At 42.2% G+C, this 20,162-nt stretch carries 17 protein-coding genes and 1 tRNA gene; 6 read left to right on the forward strand and 12 right to left on the reverse strand.

Annotation, left to right across the window (positions count from 1 at the left end; all coding sequences use genetic code 11):
- Positions 1-4 precede the first annotated feature (4 nt).
- Positions 5-1,168, forward strand: a complete 1,164-nt coding sequence (locus BW716_RS19965) for a M14 family metallopeptidase (RefSeq protein WP_083725235.1) — start codon at positions 5-7, stop codon at positions 1,166-1,168.
- 62 nt (positions 1,169-1,230) lie between these two features.
- Here BW716_RS19965 and BW716_RS19970 read toward each other — a convergent pair whose 3' ends face one another.
- The 6 genes from BW716_RS19970 to BW716_RS19995 all read right to left on the reverse strand — a co-directional run bounded on the left by BW716_RS19970 (position 1,231) and on the right by BW716_RS19995 (position 10,825).
- Positions 1,231-2,253, reverse strand: coding sequence for an alpha/beta hydrolase (locus BW716_RS19970; protein ID WP_083725237.1), 1,023 nt, complete (start codon positions 2,251-2,253; stop codon positions 1,231-1,233).
- Between the two features lie 174 nt (positions 2,254-2,427).
- Complete coding sequence (locus tag BW716_RS19975) at positions 2,428-3,261, reverse strand: archaemetzincin (protein WP_083725239.1); 834 nt, start codon at positions 3,259-3,261, stop codon at positions 2,428-2,430.
- Positions 3,262-3,267: 6 nt separating this feature from the next.
- On the reverse strand, positions 3,268-4,260 hold the full coding sequence (locus BW716_RS19980; protein WP_083725241.1) for a hypothetical protein: 993 nt from the start codon (positions 4,258-4,260) through the stop codon (positions 3,268-3,270).
- 80 nt (positions 4,261-4,340) lie between these two features.
- A complete protein-coding gene (locus BW716_RS19985; RefSeq protein WP_083725243.1) occupies positions 4,341-6,179 on the reverse strand; it encodes an arylsulfatase in 1,839 nt (612 codons plus the stop codon).
- Positions 6,180-6,200: 21 nt separating this feature from the next.
- Positions 6,201-7,754 (reverse strand): RagB/SusD family nutrient uptake outer membrane protein, encoded by a 1,554-nt coding sequence (locus tag BW716_RS19990; RefSeq protein ID WP_083725245.1) that lies wholly within the window; start codon positions 7,752-7,754, stop codon positions 6,201-6,203.
- An 11-nt stretch (positions 7,755-7,765) separates the two neighbouring features.
- Complete coding sequence (locus BW716_RS19995) at positions 7,766-10,825, reverse strand: TonB-dependent receptor (RefSeq protein ID WP_083725247.1); 3,060 nt, start codon at positions 10,823-10,825, stop codon at positions 7,766-7,768.
- Between the two features lie 614 nt (positions 10,826-11,439).
- Between BW716_RS19995 and BW716_RS20000 the strand changes: the two genes are divergently transcribed.
- Entirely contained in the window at positions 11,440-11,814 is a 375-nt protein-coding gene (locus BW716_RS20000; RefSeq protein WP_083725249.1) for an AraC family transcriptional regulator, read from the forward strand.
- Positions 11,811-12,674, forward strand: coding sequence for an aldo/keto reductase (locus BW716_RS20005; RefSeq protein WP_083725251.1), 864 nt, complete (start codon positions 11,811-11,813; stop codon positions 12,672-12,674). The genes BW716_RS20000 and BW716_RS20005 overlap by 4 nt, the downstream gene beginning before the upstream one ends.
- A gap of 75 nt (positions 12,675-12,749) precedes the next feature.
- On the opposite strand, the gene BW716_RS20010 is transcribed toward BW716_RS20005, so the two are convergent.
- From BW716_RS20010 to BW716_RS20020, 3 genes are all read right to left on the reverse strand, one after another.
- Complete coding sequence (locus tag BW716_RS20010) at positions 12,750-13,556, reverse strand: zf-HC2 domain-containing protein (protein WP_143708927.1); 807 nt, start codon at positions 13,554-13,556, stop codon at positions 12,750-12,752.
- Positions 13,495-14,532 carry a sigma-70 family RNA polymerase sigma factor gene (locus tag BW716_RS20015; RefSeq protein ID WP_083725255.1) on the reverse strand — a complete coding sequence of 346 codons (1,038 nt, stop codon included), beginning with the start codon at positions 14,530-14,532 and terminating at the stop codon, positions 13,495-13,497. Before BW716_RS20015 ends, BW716_RS20010 begins: the two co-directional genes overlap by 62 nt.
- 276 nt (positions 14,533-14,808) lie before the next feature.
- Positions 14,809-15,177, reverse strand: coding sequence for a helix-turn-helix domain-containing protein (locus BW716_RS20020; protein ID WP_083725257.1), 369 nt, complete (start codon positions 15,175-15,177; stop codon positions 14,809-14,811).
- Between the two features lie 71 nt (positions 15,178-15,248).
- On the opposite strand from BW716_RS20020, the gene BW716_RS20025 reads away from it, so the two are divergent.
- Entirely contained in the window at positions 15,249-16,049 is an 801-nt protein-coding gene (locus BW716_RS20025) for an enoyl-CoA hydratase/isomerase family protein (protein ID WP_083725259.1), read from the forward strand.
- 31 nt (positions 16,050-16,080) lie between these two features.
- Here the strand turns inward: BW716_RS20025 and BW716_RS20030 are convergent.
- The 3 genes from BW716_RS20030 to BW716_RS20040 all read right to left on the reverse strand — a co-directional run bounded on the left by BW716_RS20030 (position 16,081) and on the right by BW716_RS20040 (position 18,018).
- A tRNA-Met gene (locus BW716_RS20030) sits at positions 16,081-16,152 on the reverse strand.
- A gap of 58 nt (positions 16,153-16,210) precedes the next feature.
- On the reverse strand, positions 16,211-17,128 hold the full coding sequence (locus BW716_RS20035) for an AraC family transcriptional regulator (RefSeq protein WP_083725262.1): 918 nt from the start codon (positions 17,126-17,128) through the stop codon (positions 16,211-16,213).
- Positions 17,129-17,187: 59 nt separating this feature from the next.
- Positions 17,188-18,018, reverse strand: a complete 831-nt coding sequence (locus BW716_RS20040; protein WP_083725264.1) for an SDR family NAD(P)-dependent oxidoreductase — start codon at positions 18,016-18,018, stop codon at positions 17,188-17,190.
- A gap of 99 nt (positions 18,019-18,117) precedes the next feature.
- Here BW716_RS20040 and BW716_RS20045 point away from each other — a divergent pair, with 99 nt between their 5' ends.
- A complete protein-coding gene (locus tag BW716_RS20045; protein WP_235643912.1) occupies positions 18,118-18,978 on the forward strand; it encodes an AraC family transcriptional regulator in 861 nt (286 codons plus the stop codon).
- 76 nt (positions 18,979-19,054) lie between these two features.
- Positions 19,055-20,146: an FAD-dependent monooxygenase gene (locus tag BW716_RS20050; RefSeq protein ID WP_083725266.1), complete on the forward strand. Its 1,092-nt coding sequence runs from the start codon at positions 19,055-19,057 to the stop codon at positions 20,144-20,146.
- The last annotated feature ends 16 nt before the right edge of the window (positions 20,147-20,162 follow it).

A 20,162-nucleotide genomic window follows, 5' to 3' on the forward strand; every position in this document is an offset into this window, starting at 1 on the left:
GAAGATGAAAAGACTATTTTATATGCTATTCCTGTTGTGTGCCTGTAAAGGTACACAGCAGGTAACATCCTCCTTCGTGAAGGTAAAGATGCAGGTGAGAAAGGAGTATGATTTTAAAGGAGGCGTACACTTCAGCAACCGTTTTCCTGGTGCCCGGGCGAATGACATCAGGCAGGTAGATGATAGTACTTTTAAGATTACCATTCTTCCTGAAAATGCACCCATCAATCCAAGTCCCTGGTATGCATTCAGTGTATGGACAGATCGGCCCGGGCGCATACATCTCTGCTTAGATTATGACAGGGAGCAACATCGCTATGATCCTAAAATCAGCAACGATGGCCGGCAATGGACAGATACGACACAGGTGCGTCTTTCGGCAGACAGTACAAAAGCATGGTTCACCTTATTGACATCTCCTGATTCACTCATAGTGGCGGCACAGGAAGTGATTCCTTCTGTTGCGGTGTACAACTGGATAGATAGTCTGCCCAATGTGCAACACGAAACTATTGGCTACAGCATTTTGCACAAGCCAATTGTTGCCCTGCATACAACAGGGAGTGATGGCAAAAAACTCATTGTTGTATTAAGCCGTCAGCATCCACCGGAGGTAACAGGTTATTTTGCTATGCAGGAATTCGTTCGGGTGGTAACTGCCAATACGCCGGAAGCGATTCGCTTTCGTCAGCAATATGAGATCCTGATCATGCCTATGTTAAATCCGGATGGCGTGGACGAAGGAGACTGGAGGCATAACCTTGGTGGTGTAGACCTGAATCGTGACTGGGATGAATTCAAACAACCTGAAACGAAAGCAGTAAAAGACTACCTGAAAAAGACCATTGCTGCACAGGAGGCGAAGGTGTATTTCGGTCTTGACTTTCATTCTACTTACAAGGATGTATTTTATATCAATGAAGATTCAGTGCATACGAACAGGCCGGGGTTTACCCTTCAGTGGTTAAAGGAATTCCAGCAGGCGATACCTGGGTTCAAAGCCAGGGTAAAGCCTAGTGGTAATGGGGGGAACGTCTCCAAAAGCTGGCTCTCCCGCGAGTTGGGGGCAGAAGCATTGACGTATGAAGTGGGGGATAACACCAGCAGAGATCAACTAAAGATGAAAGGCCGGGTAGCGGCTGAAGTCATGATCAGATTATTGCATTAAGAAAGCCCACCGCAGGTATTTGTTTCCTGTTGCTGCTGAAGGCAGCAACAGGAATTTGTTTTTTATTCACAATTTGCAATCCTTGGATTATCGCTGGATCCACACGGAAATAAATATTTACTCTGCGTAAACGCGGCTACAGGATTATCCGTTTCTTCCAGTGCCGTCATACCCTGTGGCAGACTTACCTGTGCAGATGATCCATTGCCTAATGCCGTATTTTTCGCATTCGCATTTCCATTAAAGCTATAATCGATCATCGCATCCAGCAATCTATAGACCACATAATAATCATAGGCATCATAAGCCGTTCTTGTATTCGGCAAATCATGGGCAGCAGTATAAGTATATCCATCTACCACACTTTGCTTCACTAAAATATAATCCTTCTCCGCATCCGTAATATTGATATGCTTAAACATATCTATCGACATTCTGTGATCATTTGTCACATCATCATTATATACTTCTGAAATCAATTTCGTATTGGAAGGAAAACTTTGCAATTGTGTATCGGTAATATTATAAGAATACCACTGTGCCATGGTAAAAATAAACCGGCCGTTTTCACCCCATCCATTGTCCACAAATCCTTTATATGCCAATGCATAAGAAGCACCGCCGCCAAAAGAGTGCCCCATAAATCCCACCTTCTTAGTGTCAATAATATTTGGATAGTCATTCACTGCTTTCAGAAAACTCTGCCACAAAGTATTATACCTTGAATCTACTGTTACACCTGTGGTAGGATAAGGTGCAAACACCACTGCATAACCTTTCTTTGCAATAAAATTGTACAAGCCTATATTATAAGACACCTCTTCACCTCCATAAGGATGTGAATAAAAAATAACAGGCACAGGCCCCGTCGCTTCTTTGGGGTAGAATACGGTGACTTTTTTACCAGTATAAGTAGGACTATCAAAACTTACACTGTCCACCGTATAACTGCCATCTGCACCATACCCGCTGCTGGGGCGTGATACTGGTCCAGTCAGATCATCATCAGTGTAAGTAACTGGATTAGTGGTCGATTTTCTGCAGCTACAGCAGAGTACTAATAGGGCGATTACGAACATTCTCATGGTAGTAAATTATTATATCAGTAAAGAAAATAAAAATTCCAGAGAGAATATCTATAATCGGGGTGAAACAGAATATTTGTATGGTAAAGCTGATAATAGATCCCGTCAGTTAATTTCTCTTTTTTTATAAATGAGATGCCCGATCTGAATCGCTATCAGGCAGTTAAGTCATTTTTATTGGCCATCCTTATTAAACACCTCCCAATCCCACTCAAACCCCTTATCCTTACAATATGCCATCAACTCTTTCAACCGTTGCTGATTATCAAACCTCAAATTCCAATATAACTTCTGCTGGCATTCACTACACAACCTTAACGGTGTTCTATCCGTCTCATACAAACCATTCGTTCCATTCATCACACACTTTGCATGTATACAATGATTCATCGACAACATATGTCCGATCTCATGTGAAGAAATATTCACCAATCTCCTTAAAAAACTTGTATCCTGTAACCTGTATATAGATGTCACACCTACCCTTCTGCTATAAGATCCCAGTCCAAACACATAATTCCAGTCCGCTTGCGGATATAAATCCCTTGCGCTGATCGCCATCATCGCAAGTCCGTCTTTCGGTTTCCGGCTAATCAACACACTATCCAATATATAAGGAGCTAATAACTGCACATGCCCCTCGAACTTCCTTGAAGCAATGCCACTATCAGATATTGGCTCCAACAATACTGCTTTCAGCTGAAAGAAAATCTCCATGTAATTCCTCGTCTCCTGCAACACTTTTTCCTGCATAGCAGTAAAATCCCCCATTGGCAAAAGATAAATCACCTTCTTATCTGTTACCGGTTTAGTGGCCTGATAAGCTGCCAGATTTTGTCCCTTTTCTTTATGCTTATATAACCAATCTCCATACGCAGGTGGCGGCAATGAAATATCATTCTTAGCAACAGCATTAAAATAACCAGCCTGCGAATCCATCTCCGGATCCTTTTTTTGATGGCAGGAAAATAACAAACAGGTAATAAGGATAAAAAATAAATACTTCATCAGGTATTATACATTATGCTTTAAAACACTTTTCAACACCTTCAATGCACTCTTCGTATCCTGCGATAATCCGCTGATAATATCTCTAAACCCATATAGCAGATGATCCAGGTTATTCTTCTCACTCTTCCAATCAATGAACCTCGCACTTTGCGGTGTCTTTGCAAACCCCTGCAAAAACTCATATTTAGGATGATTGAAAAGCGAATTGATCTGCTCCTGCAAATCCTTCACCTGTTCTTTCAATGTAGTATTATACAGGTGTAACTTATCATTCGTCAGCGACTCAGGATGCCTGTCTTCCTGCTCAATCCACTGAATTTCCAGTTGTAACATGCTCAACAGATCCTCTTGCTCTTTCGCTATCACCAGCTGTTTCATCAGCTCCTCCTTCAATTGTATCTTTGTTGGATCCTGTTCCAGATCCGGATGGAAAAACTTAGCCAGTTGTCTGTACAATTGTTGAATATTCTTTCTGCGCAGTGCATCCAGCAGCCGTTCCTTCTCTTCTTTATAACGTTCGCGTTTTGTCGTACTAACCGGTGCAGGCAAAGTCTCATCACTAGCCGCCGCCGCTCTCAGCTTAGTCAGATACGCTTCATTGATATCATGGTAGGAGGTCTCAGACAAGGCATTGAATATATCCAGCAATTCCCCCTCCGGATCCGTCTGCTGATACCTGAAGATATCGTTTAATAACTGAAGGATCAACAACCGCAGGTCTTCTTTCTCATGGTCAGACAAGCCTTTGGAGATAGTCATAAACCCATTCATCAACACAGCCAGTTGCCCCCGCAAATCAGTCAGCTGCTGAATGAAGGGATAGATAAATTTGATATAATGCTGGCGTTGCTTATCCAGTACTGCCGTCAATTCCGCCAACTCCTGCCGGAGTGCGGCAATTTGTTGAATCAGTTTATTAAAAGTCTTTTGCTCTTTGCTAAGACTGGACTTTTTGATACTGAGTTCCCCTGGGCGCTTATCTAATTCCTGTGACATAGGGTCAAAAATAGGAAAAGCCCGCGGAACTCCGCGGGCTTTTCAGCTTTATTAAAATTATCTCCGCACTGCGGATACTTTTATTTTATCGGTCCCTGCTGATCACTTCCATTCGGATGATGTATCAACTTATTATTCCTGTCATACGTATCAATAAACGGATACAACCTATTCACCGTCGCCTGTATCTCAAACAACTTCTTCAACTCTTCCAACTTCTCCGGATACTTCTTCGCTAAATCCACTCTTTCATTAAAATCCTCGTTCAAATTATACAATGCCCACGTATCATCTTCAAACCTGGTCTTCTCCAATTTCTTCCCCTCCGAAAAATTATAATCTATCCCATCTGGTCTATGCGCCGCACTAATCTTCCACCCATCATAATACAACGCCCTCGCACCAAAAATATAATAATGCTGTATCAGATGTCTTGACTTCGCCTTCGCATCATTAATAGAATAAGCTAATGATGTACCCTGTATAGAATCCTGCTTCACACTCCTGATATACGCCGGTTTCTGCAACCCTACCAATTCCAGCGTAGTAGGCAGTATATCTATCACATGTCCATACTGCTCACGGATCCCACCTTTCTGCTGAATCCCTTTCGGATAATAAATGATCAACGGATTATGCGTACCACCCTCCGAATGCGCATCCTGCTTCCAATCTTTAAAAGGTGTATTCGCTGCCTGTGCCCATCCAATCGGATAATTTGTATTCGCCCCCGCAGTACCAATAGAATCAATAAAAGTTAGGTTTTTCTTCAAGTACTCCGCTTCAGAAGATTGATTCGTACTATTCAACCCTGGTTTAATCACACCATCCACAGTCCCTTCCTTACTCGCACCATTATCCCCGATGATCACGTAAATCACTGTATTCTGTTCCAGATTCTGCTCTCTCAGGTAATTCACTAATCTACCGATCTGATAATCGGTATAAGTCAGGTATCCCGCATACACCTCAAAGAAACGTGCAAACAATTTCTTCTCCTCCGCAGAAAGACTATTCCACGCCTTCACCCTCGAATTCCTATCCGGCAGCTGTGCATAGTTAGGTATTACACCCAGCTTCTTTTGCTGTGCTATTACCTTTTCTCTGTACACATCCCATCCTTCATCAAACTGCCCCTTATACTGATCACTCCAATATTTATCTACCTGATGCGGTGCATGCGTAGCCCCCGGTGCATAATAGAGGAAGAACGGTTTATCCGGCGCCACCTTATGTTGTCTGTCAATATACGCAATCGCCTTGTCCGTAATCTGCTCATTCAAATGTCTGCCATCAGGTTTGATATGTTCATTATCTTCTACCAGATCTGGCTTATACTGATCAGTAGAAGACCCCAGGAATCCAAAGAAATGCTCAAATCCTTTTCCACCCGGCCAGCGATCAAATGGACCTGCATCCGTTGCATCTTCATCCGGTGTCAATCCATATTTACCTACTGCAAAAGTATTATACCCATTATCTCTCAATATCTCCGCTATCGTACCTGCAGAAGAAGGGATACGTCCATCCCATCCCGGAAAACCTGCAGACATTGCAATGTGCGAGAACCCGCCTTCATGTACAAAATGACTATTCCTCCCCGTGAGCAACGCAGAACGTGTCGGGGCACAAATAGCAGTTGTATGGAAATTTGTATACCGCAACCCGTTGTTGGCTAACTGATCCAATACCGGTGTACGAATCAACCCGCCAAAACTACTCGAAGCGCCAAACCCCACATCATCCAAAAGGATCAAAACAACATTGGGAGCTCCTGCCGGCGCCTTGATAACAGGTGCCCACCACTCCTGTGATTCCGCAAGGGTTTTACCTACCTTGCCTTTATAGGTGGTATCCTGCGCATATAAATAGGAAGAAAAACCTCCTACCATGAAGAATAGCAAAAATTTCTTTTTCATACTTAGAAAGAATGGGTTTTACTACCACCCGGGATTCTGTGTGAGTAAAGGATTATTGTCGATTTCTGTTTGAGGAATAGGATATAAATAGTGCTTTGCCGCCACATTGTTTTTTCCCACTTTTTGCAGACTGGTGAGCAAAATACCACTGCCACCTGCATCCTTCTCACGGATCAGATCAAACCATCGCTGGTATTCATACACCAGCTCTAACCTACGTTCCAGGTACACAGAATCTCTGAACTGATCTTTAGAAAGACCTGTTACCAGATCAGGTAATCCAGCTCTTGCCCTCACCCTGTTGATAGATTTATAGGCCTTGGCAGTTGGGCCATTCAACTCATTTTCCGCTTCCGCATGAATTAATAAAACTTCTGAATACCGAAGGATCGTCACATTGGTAGAAGACTCACCAGCACTGGCATAATTAGGATCCCACCACTTATTATAGAAAGGAGTGGAGTCATTTGGAACAGCCGTGTTCGATAATGGCAACGCATATTTTTTACTGTTAGTCGGACTTGTAAAACTGCGTACAAATGTTACATCTCTTCTCTTATCATCTGCCCTGAATATTTTGTAAATACTATAGTAATTGTCATTCCCATTTGTATAATAGCGCACCATGTGTGCATAGTTGCCAGTCAATCCCGGTATAGAAGAATAAATGGCTCTCTGCGTTTCATTGTTATCCTGGCTATTGGAATTAGCCAGCATCTGTGCGGAGAACACATGCTCTATTCCATTTTTATAAGCAGGTAAAAAGACATGAGAATAATCGGTGAACAGATCATAACCATAACTACCAGTACCACCATCCTGTGAAGAAAGCACTTCTTCAGCTTCAGTCACTGCACTTTGGTATTTGCTGGTAATATTCAGTGGCAGAGAAGCTTCATATAAATATACTTTGGACAGCAATGCCTTTGCTGCACCGGCAGTCGCTCTTCCTACATCCGGAGAAGAATAAGAAACAGGCAGGGAAGCTGCTGCGGCTGTAAGGTCTTCTTCAATCTTTGCATATACAGAATCAGATGAAGTTCTTGTCGTATAATAAGAGGATGCCAGTACTTCAGACTCATAAGTCGTTACCAGCGGCACATCGCCAAACAGCCTTACCAGGTTGAAATAAAAAAGTGCTCTCAGAAACTTCGCTTCGCCAAGAATTCTTGCCTTCTTTGTCTCATCGCTAAAAGTAATATCCGGCACTTTGGCCAATACTACATTCGCTTTTCTGATCCCCGCATAATGTTGTTGCCATAACTCATAGATACGTTGATTACTGGTAGAATGAGATAATACTGCCAGTGAACGTACATCAGAGTTGGTAGCACCCGGTCCCGGATCTTCATCATCATCCGCCATATTCATACCTGTATTAAACAAGGTGTTGTAAGGGCTTTGCACAGTGCCCGTATTCAGGTGGTAATACACAGCATTGATCGCTGTTTCTGCATCTGATTCTGTCTTATAATATTGTTCTTCCGATACAAATGATTCCGGATCTTCTTCCAGAAATTTCTTGCAGGATGAAGACAATAAACTGATAGCAATAAGTATATAATAGAACTTCATAAAAAATCAAATTAAAGAGTGAGGGTAATACCAGCCTGGTATGACTTATTGTTTGGATAAGAGTTGTTGTCAACGCCTTTATTGATAAGGGTTTGGCCATTACTGCTTACTTCAGGATCAAAGCCTGTATAATTCGTCCAGGTAACCAGATTCTGTGCAGAGATATACAATCTTAATCCCTTTAATTTTGCTGCTGTTAAGAAAGATCCTGGAAAAGAATAACTCAGCGAAACATTCTTGAGTCTGTAATAAGTAGCGTCTTCAATAAAACGATCAGACATCGTAATCGCCGGATCCTGATAAGCCTCCTTTACATCTGTATTGGTGTTAGTAGGCGTCCATCTTCTCAGCATTACTTTCGATCCATTGGTATACCCCGTTCCCAGTTCCAGCTGCGCTTCATTGGTATTATATAATTTTCCACCTACAGAAGCCTGGAAGAACACATTCAAATCAAATCCTTTGTAGCTGAAAGAGTTTGTCAAACCAGCAGTAAAATCAAGTTGGTTGTCAATAATGATACGGTCTACAGATGTAATCTTGCCATCTCCATTGATATCTTTATACTGTTGACCACCCGGACTTGCATCTGCCTGTGGGGTTAATGGGGTCATACCTTCCTGAATAATGCCATCTGTCTTGTACACGATAAAGGAACCCACAGGATGCCCGATCTTGGCAATAGATGGCGCTGAGCTGCTTGGAATGTATTCATTTACACCTTCCGTCAGTTGGAGGATCTTGTTTGTATTCCTGGAGAAATTCAGGATCGTATTCCACCTGAAAGCACCAGTGAGGTTATTGGAGTTGACATTCAGCTCAAAACCCTTGTTGGAGATGGCGCCGATATTCTGATAGGTGGTAGAAGTCTGGTTATTCGTCAGATCGGCCAATCCTGAACTACCTGGTACAGTACCTGTCAACAGCAGATTCGTCGTCTTCTTATAATAGTAATCGGCCACAATAGAGATCCGTCCATTCAGCAATCCTACATCCAGTCCTCCATTGACCTGGAAAGTTTTTTCCCAGGTGAGGTTCTTATTGGATACCGTACTTGGGGCATAACCTGAAACCGCCGTTCCTGAGAAATTATAGGGGTAATAAGTGATTTTGGCCAGCGACTGGTAAGCATCTATGTCTTGGTTCCCCGTGGAACCTGCACTGAGACGGAGCTTCAAAACATTGATCCCTTTTACGTTTTCAAAGAATCGTTCCTTATAAATATTCCAGCCGATGGCCCCGGATGGGAAGTACCCCCATTTATTGCCGGCAGAAAATTTGGAAGAACCATCCGCCCTGAATGAAAAGGTAACGAGGAACCTGTCGTCAAAAGCATAATTCACCCTGGCGAGATAAGAGGCCAGTGACCATTTCAGCGCAGAAGAACCCGGTGTGGCAGCACTGGTACCACTACCCAGGTTATTATAGGAAAGCGCATCAGAGGTATAGCCATAAGATGCCGCCGTTACCCCTTTTGACTGTGATTGCTGTGCGGTGAAACCTGCTACTGTACTGATTCTGTGCTTGTCGTTGAATTGCTTGTCGTACGTGATCGTATTTTCCTCTAACCAGTTCGAAGTAAAGAGAGACCCTACAGCTGCATAGCCATTATAAGAAGATCCTTCATAAGTAGATTTAGGCAGGTACCTGTTCTGCTTATTGTCTATAACATCTGCACCCAATAGCACCTTGGCTTTCAGACCTTCGGCGATGGTGTATTCACCAGTCATATTACCCAGAAAACGATTCGTACTCGTCTCATTTGTCTGGTTATTCAATGTATTGATTGGATTAGCATACACTGTTTCAAAAGGACTGTTGATAACATAAGATCCATTATCCTGATAAACCGGTAAGGAAGGTGGCGTATACAGCAATCCGGATACAATATTGGAAGGTGCTACATTCGCTTTTGTATGTGTACCAATAATGCTGGATGTTAATTTCAGTTTTTTATTATAATCATGCTCCACATTCAGACGTGCAGAGAAACGTTCAAAACCTGTTTTAATAAGAATGCCTTCCTGCTTCAGGTAGTTACCCGCAATTGCTAAACGTGTCTTCTCACCACCTGAAAAAATAGACAGGCTATGACTCTGCATCGGCGCAGTGGTAAAAGCTTCCGACTGCCAGTCAGTCCCTTCGCCTGTAGTATCCAGTGTATAACCTGTTACAGTCGGCAATGTTACAGTTTTACCTGAATTCGTAGCCGCATCTTTTCTCAATGCCCACCATTCACGTGCATTCAGTAAAGGAATCGTTTTAATTACTTTTTGTACCCCATAGTAACCATCATAATTAATAGAAGATTTGTTCTTTGATCCTTTTCTGGTAGTGATCAATACCACACCATTCGCACCTCTTGAACCATAAATTGCAGTAGCAGAAGCATCTTTCAATACATCGATAGATTCAATATCGGCAGTATTCAATGTAGACAATGGATTAATATTAGGTCCATTCGTTACACCGGCATTCGTTACGCTATAATTGTTATTGATAGGAAAACCATCGATCACATAGAGTGGATCACTCCCTGCAGAAATAGAGTTGTTACCACGTATCTGCACACTCACACCACCACCGGGTTGTCCGTTTGTCTGGGTGACCACCACCCCTGATACAGACCCTTGCAGCAAGCGTTCAATGGAGTTTACAGGTTGTTCTTTCACAGCAGGAGGTACAGAAGCAATAGACCCGGTAACATCACTTTTCTTCTGTGTACCATAACCTACAACTACGACACCTTCTAATTGATTCAGTGTTTGTGTCAATTCAATTTTCGCAGGTGAAGCAGTTAATTCAACTCTTAAAGTATCGTACCCAATAAAGCGTACAATAACATGGTAGGGCAACTTCTGTCCGGTTATCAATTGAAAATGACCTTTATCATCAGTGACGGTCTGATTGGTTACACCTTCAATCCTGATAGATGCACCGGGTAAAGGCTCTTTGGTTCTGGCATCCACCACTGTTCCGCTCACGGAAGAATTAATCAGTGGCTTATCCTGTGCAGGCGATAGCATTGCGTACAGCAATGGCAAAGCCAGTAAAACTAACTTTTTATACATGACATTTTTGATTATAGACAAAGACTTCCCCCCGGCCATGAACGTATGGCCTGCGGATGATGAATTAACAGGAAATAAAAGAGAGGATTATTAACAGCAGCAGCAACTAGTCTTATTGCCAGACACACTGATAGGGATGGAATGAATAAACTGATTCTGTTTCATTGTTATATTATTAGGTTGATATAGAAGCAATACTATTGGTTGGGCATAGCACAGTCATAGCTAAAAGCGCTGGCTTAGCAGAATAAAAAAACGGAAAAATAAATTAGTAAGAAATCAACTACCTCAGTATAACATTCTCGATACTGATATAAGGGAGGTTTTGGTGGAGACATGCCTTATAACATAGCAAACATACAATGTTTTGTTTAATCTACAAAATTAATGGACTAATAGTTATATTTGCTCTCCCACCAATCAAATCATCTCAATCAAATCGAATGAAAAGTATAGGAGCCCTGCTCGCGGTGCTGACAATTTCTGTTATGCATACCGCTGCCCAGACCAAACCCCTCAATAGCTGGTTTTATGATTATACCAGCCTGAAGAGCGGGGAATAAAAACTTGACACTTCACCATTTTTTTGCTTACCTATACTCGATATTTGCATTATGGGTAAGCAAATTCCAGATAACATAATCAGCAGGAAGGAAGAGATCACCTCACAATTCATGCAGGTCCTGAATGATCATATGGATGATTTCATGGCAGGGCGTGCAGTGAAGATGTATGAGCTAAAGGATATCGCCAGGATCATGTGTCTGCACCCGGTACATATCAGTAATGTAGTCAAACTACATACGGGACACCATGCCTGTTATTTCTACGAACAGCGTATTCTGGAAGAGGCTATAAAACTATTGGCAGACCCAACCCTATCTATCAAAAACATCGCGCATAAGTTAGATTATGACGTGTCCAACTTCACAAAGTTTTTCAAACGATTTACCGGCGAAACGCCTTCATCATATAGAAAATCACTATGATAATATTTGGAAAAGATACAGCATATCCGCTCACTGCCCGCAGACCAGGATATGGCACTATGCGATTGACCGGGCAGGATGTGTGGGGAGAACCAGCAGATCGCAATGAAGCCATCAGATTATTGAGAAGAGCTGTAGAATTGGGCGTGAATTTTTTCGACACCGCAGATTTCTATGGACCGGGTGTAACGAACAGATTACTGGCCGATGCACTCTACCCTTATGCTTCAGACATCATCATTGCCACAAAAGTAGGTGGTACGAGGGGTAGCGATAAAAGCTGGCTACCTTATAGTCAACCTGCAGAGTTGAGGAAGAGCATCGAGAATAACTTACAGGAATTAAAACTGGAACAGCTACCGCTCGTGCATTTTGGAAAAGCAGCAGGTACGCCGGGAAGTTATGAAGAATCGTTGGAGGAGATGCTGGCATTGCAAAAAGAAGGGAAGATCCTGCATCTTGGATTGACGAACATTACGCCGGAGCAGTTCCATTTGGCTACCAGCAAAACGAATATCGCATCAGTTGAAAATCTGTATAGTTATACACATCGTGTCACTGATCCTAACAGTCCATTTGGTTTTCAGGGAGGGGAGGTATTGGCGTTATGTGAGCAAAAGGAAATTCCTTTTATTCCATTTTTCTCCTTACAAACATCGCTCGGTGGGGAACAGCAAAAACTACAACAGGTGGCAGATGCACATGGTATTACAGTGGCGCAGATGAATATCGCCTGGTTATTACATAAATCAGTATGGATACTACCTATACCCGGTACTACATCTATCCCGCATTTAGAAGAAAATATTGCTGCCGCAGGCATCTCATTGTCAAAAGAAGAAATGGATTTTCTTGGTTAGGGGTATTTTCTTAGATAATGCAAAGGGGAGACTGCCTCAAAAGTCAAAGTTACTTTTGAGGCAGTCTCCATATATTTACAGGTTATTCAATGCCAACTGTGCACGCTTTTTCATTCGCCCGTCCATCTTTACCAGATCTTTAAATAGTTGTCTTGCCTGGGCTTTCTGCTTTTTATATTTGAAACACATGGCCAGCTGATATCTCGCTAATTCTCCATAATTGCTGGCGGTGTCTGTCGTTAATTTTGTAAACATTGGCATGGCTTCATCCAGTTTTCCTTTGAAATAATAAGCCATGGCGGTTTTATAAAGAGATTGATCAGATTCGGTTTCAGCTATAACCGGTGGTGGAGCCGCAGTCATATTATCATCACTGGTCACCACATCAGTATGCGCTGTGCCTACATCAGTAAGTGACGTGCTGGCATCCGTATGCGCTACTCCAACTGAAGCAGCCACAGGTTCGGCTTTCGCAATAGCCGGATGAATGTTTTCATGTTTTACCTGTTGAGTAGCCAGAAAAGCAATGCCAGTTACGATCGCTGCTGCCACTACACTCCAAAAATAAGTGAGGAATCTTTCCTGCGTTTCAATCTTCTTCTGATAACGTTCTACTTCAAACACAGGTGCAATTTCACTACTACTGCGAATGAGTTCCTGAACTTTCAGACTCATAGCCTGGTATTGCGCGTGGTATTTTGGTTTTTGGAGAATCTCTACCGCATCACTGCATAGTTCACAATTGACAAGATGTTGTTCGAGAAGGTGTTTTTCCATGTGGGTTAAACGGCCATCTACATAGCGGGGAAGCTGGTCTTTACTAAAACAACGAACCCTGCTGAAGATCTTTAATATCTTGTCCTTGTTGTCTGAATTTTGCATAGTCTTGTGTTTCGGGATTTTCAACGATCAGCATTAAAGCTGGTTCCTGTTTGATAGGTTTTGGTTGTTCTAAAGTTGTTGCATATTCTTCGACGGTCAATGGCTGTTGCACGTCCTGTTTTGGCTTGGCGGCTTTCGCATATCCACGCTTTGCACTCTTCACCGGTTTCGCGTATTCTACTTTCATTTCTTCTTCGATCTTCATAACTTCCATCTTTCCATTTCCGGCTACCATCTTCACCTTCTTATTCCGCTTCACTACTTTCATCTTTTCATGCTCATCTACCTTTTTCACCTCCTCCCGATTCACGACTTCTATCTTTCCATTCTCATCCACCATCCTTACCGCTTCCTGCTGCTCCACAATTTCCTCCTCTAACCCCGCATACTCCATCGGCCTCACTTTCGCATGCTCCAACTTCTCCAATATAATCAACGCCAATTCCTGTTTTGCTTTTCTAACCAGTTTCCTGATCTTATCCATTGTATACTCCCTCTCCGCTGCTATCTCTGCAAACGTTTTCTGATCAAAATAAAACTCCTTCAACATCTCCCTATGCGGTGATTCCAACTCATCAAACGCCGTTTTCATACACAACGCTAATTCCTTCCTTTGCATCAGATGGGTATTTGCCTTCTCCACTTTATTCTCCAACCGTGTAATATCGCTGGATACAGAAGTTGGAAAATAGTAAGTATTCCTTGCCTCTCTGTTTCCCTGTGACTTAATAAAAAACTGCATCCATTCTCCTATTTTAGGAATCGTCTGTGTATGCAAACTTTTAAATAGCCGTTTTAAAAGAGAAGGGAAAAATTCATCAGGGGTATTATCGTAATTGTTTAAAGAAGGCAAGGAAACCGCCGCCAGTAAATGGCTATATCTCTCAAGTAAAATTCCTGCTGCTTCCTCATCTTTCAGTTTTCTTGCTCTGGCCATGAGCTCATGGTCTGCTATATTTGCAAGTTGATGTAGCATAGTTCTAATTAATATTTACAAATAGAAATATATGGGAAAAAAACGCATTGAGGAATTAGCCAATAAGTATGCCGTATGAGCTGGCAAAAAATAAAGAAGTTTGATAATCAATGGTATGTTGCAAAAGCTATCTCTTGCATATTAGATAAATTACATGTGAAATTCCACGGTACAAACAGGTATTTAATTGGATGGAAAACTATCCAAATAAATAATAATCAGATAATTGTATTTTGTTTAATGGCTCACTGTTACCAGTCACATTTTGTGGAAACCTCAGTTACAAGTTGAGGAAGTATTAATCACTTTACGATGTTCTCTTCCCCAATGGATCAAACTTTCCACAATCGGGTACAATGACTCGCAATAGGCGGTCAGTCTGTATTCTACGTTTCTTGGAAAATCTGGATCTTCCCTTCTTTCAACCAGGTTATTCAATTCCATCATCTGCAATTCTTTTGACAGCATGGCAAAAGTGATTCCCGGAATACTTTGCGCAATCTCTCTATACCTGCGCAAACCATTATGCAACGCTAATACAACAGGCATGCGCCACTTTCCACTCAACACATAGAGGGCATCCTGCGCATACCTGATTTCTTTCTCATCCTTTATTGTACAGATGTACGGTTTTTTCTTTTCCATATGCTATAGTTTACAATAGCAGTTTTAATCTCAGTCAATACTGCAATTACATTTGCTAAAACTTTTCTGAAATGACAACAAAGTTATTACATCTACACATAGAAAACGGAGTTGCTAATATTACTTTCAATAATCCACCTGTGAATGTACTGAGTGGGTCATTGATGAAATCATTAAAGGAAGTCCTCCATGGATTATCCAATGATGTAAAGGTAATTGTCTTTGACAGTGCGAACCCCGATTTCTTCATTGCCCACGTAGATATCAATATTCTCGATGAACAGGAGGTATTGAATGAATTACAGCTAACGGCGCCCGAAGGTTTAAATATATTTCAGGCAGTTGGCGAAATGCTGAGAAACTTACCGCAGGTTACTATCGTAAAACTAAAAGGCATTGCCCGTGGTGGTGGCGCAGAATTTGTCACCGCCGCAGATATGAGTTTTGCTTCTTTAGAAAAAGGAAAGCTCGCACAATGCGAAGCATTGATGGGCATCATCCCCGGTGGTGGCGCTACCCAATACCTTCCTGCAAAAATGACCCGTGGCCGTGCATTGGAAATTATGTTAGGGGCTGATCTTTTTGACGCTGCTACCGCTGCGCATTATGGTTGGATCAACCGTGCCCTGCCAGATGCCGAAATTGACGCATTCGTAGACCAGCTGGCACAAAACATGGCTGCCTTGGAAGAAGGAATCATTTCTACAACAAAGAAAGTATTGGCAGCAGGTTTTAAAGCAGAGAATGATGGATGGGCTGCATTGGCATTTACACCGCGAACCGCAGAGATCATGAAAAAGGCGATGGAAAATGGCGCTCAAACAGTAGCGGGAGAATTGGAAATAGAATCGCTACTCAGAAGCATAAAATAAAAAAATCCCGGCATAACCGGGACTTACTTTGTAGCGAGGAGCGGATTCGAACCACTGACCTTCGGGTTATGAGCCCGACGAGCTACCTCTGCTCTACCTCGCAATGAGGGTGCAAATTTAAGAAAATAAATATCTCTGCCAAATATTTTAAAAAAAACAGGCTAATTAAATGATTGTCTGAACTGCAAAGGAGACACTTTTGCCTTTACTTTAAAGAATTTACTGAAAGATTGTGAGTGCTCAAACCCAAGCTGGAAAGCTATTTCAGACGCCGATAGGGTAGTGGTGGACAACAACTCCTTTGCTTTTTCAAATAGCCGTGCCTGTATTAGCTGCTGCGCATTCTGGCCAGTGAGTGACCGAAGCATATCGCTCAGGTAACTAGGGGAAAGGTTCAGTTGTTCTGCCAGGTATTGAACAGAAGGCAATCCTTTGGATGATGGATAATCATGTTTAAAATAATCATCAAAGAAGTCTTCCACGCGTTGCAACAGATCGTAGTGCATGACTTTGCGCGTCAAAAACTGGCGCTTATAAAACCGGTTAGCGTAGTTCAGCAATAACTCAATATGAGAGATGATCACATCCTGGCTAAAATCATCGATCCGGCTATTGAGTTCCGTATCAATCATCTGGAAGATGGAAATGATGGTATTCTTTTCCTCTTCTGAAAGATGCAGTGCCTCATTGGTGGAATAAGAAAAATACCCATACTGCCTGATCTTTTTGGCAATAGGGTAATTCAGGAGAAAGTCCGGATGTATCAGCAACACATACTCAGAACAGATTGCAGGATGGTTGGAATTTTCTCCGATGATCTGACCCGGAGATGCGAATAGCAAACCACCCTCATCAAAATCATAGTAGCTCTGACCGTACCGTATTTTTCCGCTAAACTTCGGTTTATAGGATATTTTATAGTACGTGAGCACATGAGGTCCCGCCGGCATATTTTCTATTTGGGTAGTCGGTCCATTGAGCAAACTCACCAGCGGGTGCTTCGGATTCGGTAACCCTAGCATGCGATGCATCTCAGAAAGAGATCCCATTTTATAAGGAAGATTTTCTTCTTTTTTCATGTTTCTACACATTAAAGAATGATAACCGGTATAAAGATCGGTTATCATTCTCAATTATATTATTTTGATTCTCCCTGTGCGGCACGGGAAACATCATCCCAGGCTTCCCAGGTTGCTATACGCTCAGCATACGCTGCGCGCAGGCCTTCCAGGTTATGACTACCCAAATTAAAGCGCAATGGTGGATTGTCTGCATCTACCATTTTAAAGAGGGAAGGCGGTGTAGCAGCTGGATTGCCTCTTTCAAACGAAGTGAGCCGTGCAAAAAACTGCTGTTTGAAATCTGCATAAATGTCAAGCCCTGCAGCGAACTTCAGCGATTCCTGTGTCCCGAATTCTGTAGCATAGGCCCCTGGTTCGATGATCGTCACTTTAATACCGAAAGGTTTCACCTCTGCTGCCAGGCTTTCGTGAATCGCTTCAAATGCCCATTTGGAAGAACAATAGTATCCGATCACAGGCAATACAATATGTCCCAGGTTACTGGATACGCCAATAATATGACCGCTACCTTGTTTTCTCAGAAAAGGCAACGCTGCCTTAATCACAGCAAGAGGACCTAATACATTCGTTTCGTACAGTGCCCTTACATCATCAGCACTAGCTTCTTCAATGGTGCTCACAAGAGAATAACCTGCATTATTCAGTACGATATCCAATTTGCCAAAGTGGGCATGCGCTTTTGCCACAGCCGCTTTCACCTGTTCCTCGTTCGTTACATCCATTTCCAGTGTCAGCACATTTTCACCATACTTAGTGTTAAAGTTCTCAATGCTGGACAGCTTGCGAGCAGTAGCCACTACCTTATCGCCCCGCTCAAGTGCAGCTTCTGTCCAAACCCGTCCAAACCCTCTTGAGGTTCCTGTAATAAACCATATTTTACCTGACATAATATTTATGCTTTAATTGTTGCTCAAAGATCGGCATATACTGCTTTCGGCTTGTAGCCCTATCGAGGCACTTTGTAGCCAAAAAATTATATTTGTAATGTGAAAAAAAGAAAATCCATTCCGGTCAATCCGATGGCGAACCAGTTTGGTTCAGGCATAGCTGTTGAAAGACTCGCTGTGAAAGAGTTAAGTACTCCGGAAAAGGAAGAGGCTGGAAGGTCACACAGAGAGGATGGACATTCGTTTTTTCTGCTTGAAAAAGGCAGTGTTACGGTGGAGATAGATTTTCAGCAATATAACATCAGGCCATTGCAAATCCTTTATATGCATCCTAATCAGGTACATCGCATATTATCCTTTAAAAATGTAACTGTTAGTGTCTGGTCCCTCAATAATGAAAACCTGCATCCTGAATACCTGCAATTATTAGAAGAGATCACACCGGCAAAACCCCTCTTATTAAAGAAAGAAACATTCTCCCTTATTACGGATGCGGTATCCCTCAGTATCCGTTTTTTTGAACGTCAGAACGACAGGCTATATCACCCGCTACTGAAAGATAGTTGCAATGCATTGGTCGCATTGGTGATTGCAGAATACCTGGCGCAAACACCATCCACACAAAAACTGTCGCGATTTGAAACCGTCACCAAAAGCTTCAAAAAAATATTAGAACGTAATTATACCACAGCCAAACGGCCGGCAGACTATGCACTGCAACTAAATATATCTATCCCTTACCTGAATGAATGTGTCAAAAACACAACAGGCTATTCCGTTTCCAATCTTATACAGCAACGTGTCATATTAGAAGCAAAGCGTTTGCTCATGCATTCTGATAAGACCGTAAAAGAGATAGCCACAGAATTAGGCTATGATGATTATCCCTATTTTTCAAGATTATTTACCAAAGTGGTCGGAAAAACGCCTTTAGCTTTCCGGAACAAAAACCTCGATTAGTCCAATAGTTACTTTTTCCAGACCTTATTTTCCTGCATAAGGTGCAGTTACTTTGTACCAACAAAAACGGAATAAATTGAAAAAAGAAGTACTCGTCTCGGGCGCAAGCATAGCTGGGCTTTCAATAGCTTATTGGATGAATAGATCAGGTTACAAAGTAACGGTAGTAGAAGTAGCTCCGGCACCCAGAATGGGAGGTACGGCAGTAGACCTGCAAGGCTCCACGATTGATGTGGTGAAGCGGATGGGGATCTATGAGCCGTTGAAGTCAGGTGCATTGAACCTGGAAACCATCGTATTCAAAGATACGAATGATGCCACAGTCGGCTCAATAGCGGTAGAGCGGAAGGGGGAGGAGATCGAAATTGAAAGAAGTGAATTAGTACGAATTTTATTAGCGCAATTAAAAGGTGAAGTAGCATTTGTTTTTAACAACAGCATTACCGGTTTAGATGAAACAGCCGATAATATAATGGCTACTTTTAAAGATGGTTCGGGAAAAGCATTTGACCTTGTATTTGGTTGTGATGGCACGCATTCAGGTGTAAGGAAAATCTGGTTTGGTGATGAAAGTGAATTCTCACATTTTCTAGGTGCATATTTTTCTATCTCCATTGTAGAAAAATTGCTGGTAGCGCAAAATACCATTCAATTCTATAATGTTCCTGGCAAGGTGTATATGTTGAATGCATACAAGCATAAAACCGATATTGTCTTTTGCTTTCTTTCAGAAGAGGAAATACCATACGATTATCGCGATGTAGGGCAACAAAGAAAGATCATATTGGAGCAGTTCGAAGAACAGGGGTGGAGAACTACCGGATTATTAAAAGAAGTTGCCGATGCAGAAAACTTCTACTTCGATAAATTTTGTCAGATCAAAATGCCGTCCTGGACAAAAGGCAGGGTTGCTTTAGTGGGTGATGCGGCTTATTGTGCTTCGCCAGCTGCAGGTAGAGGTGGTTCATTGGCAATGGATGGCGCCGCTGCACTGGCAGATGCGCTGCAAGTACATGATGGGGATTACGAATTGGCATTTCAGGATTATAATAGGAATCTACGTCCGTTAATAGAAGAAGTACAGGCAGATGCAGCGAATAATGTAAGAGAAAAATTAATTCCTTCAACTGAAGAAGGGATTCAGCAGATGAGACTGGGAGGGTTTTAAAACGCCAGCTTTAAAA

Source organism: [Flexibacter] sp. ATCC 35208, from assembly GCF_001975825.1.
Taxonomy (GTDB): domain Bacteria; phylum Bacteroidota; class Bacteroidia; order Chitinophagales; family Chitinophagaceae; genus Chitinophaga.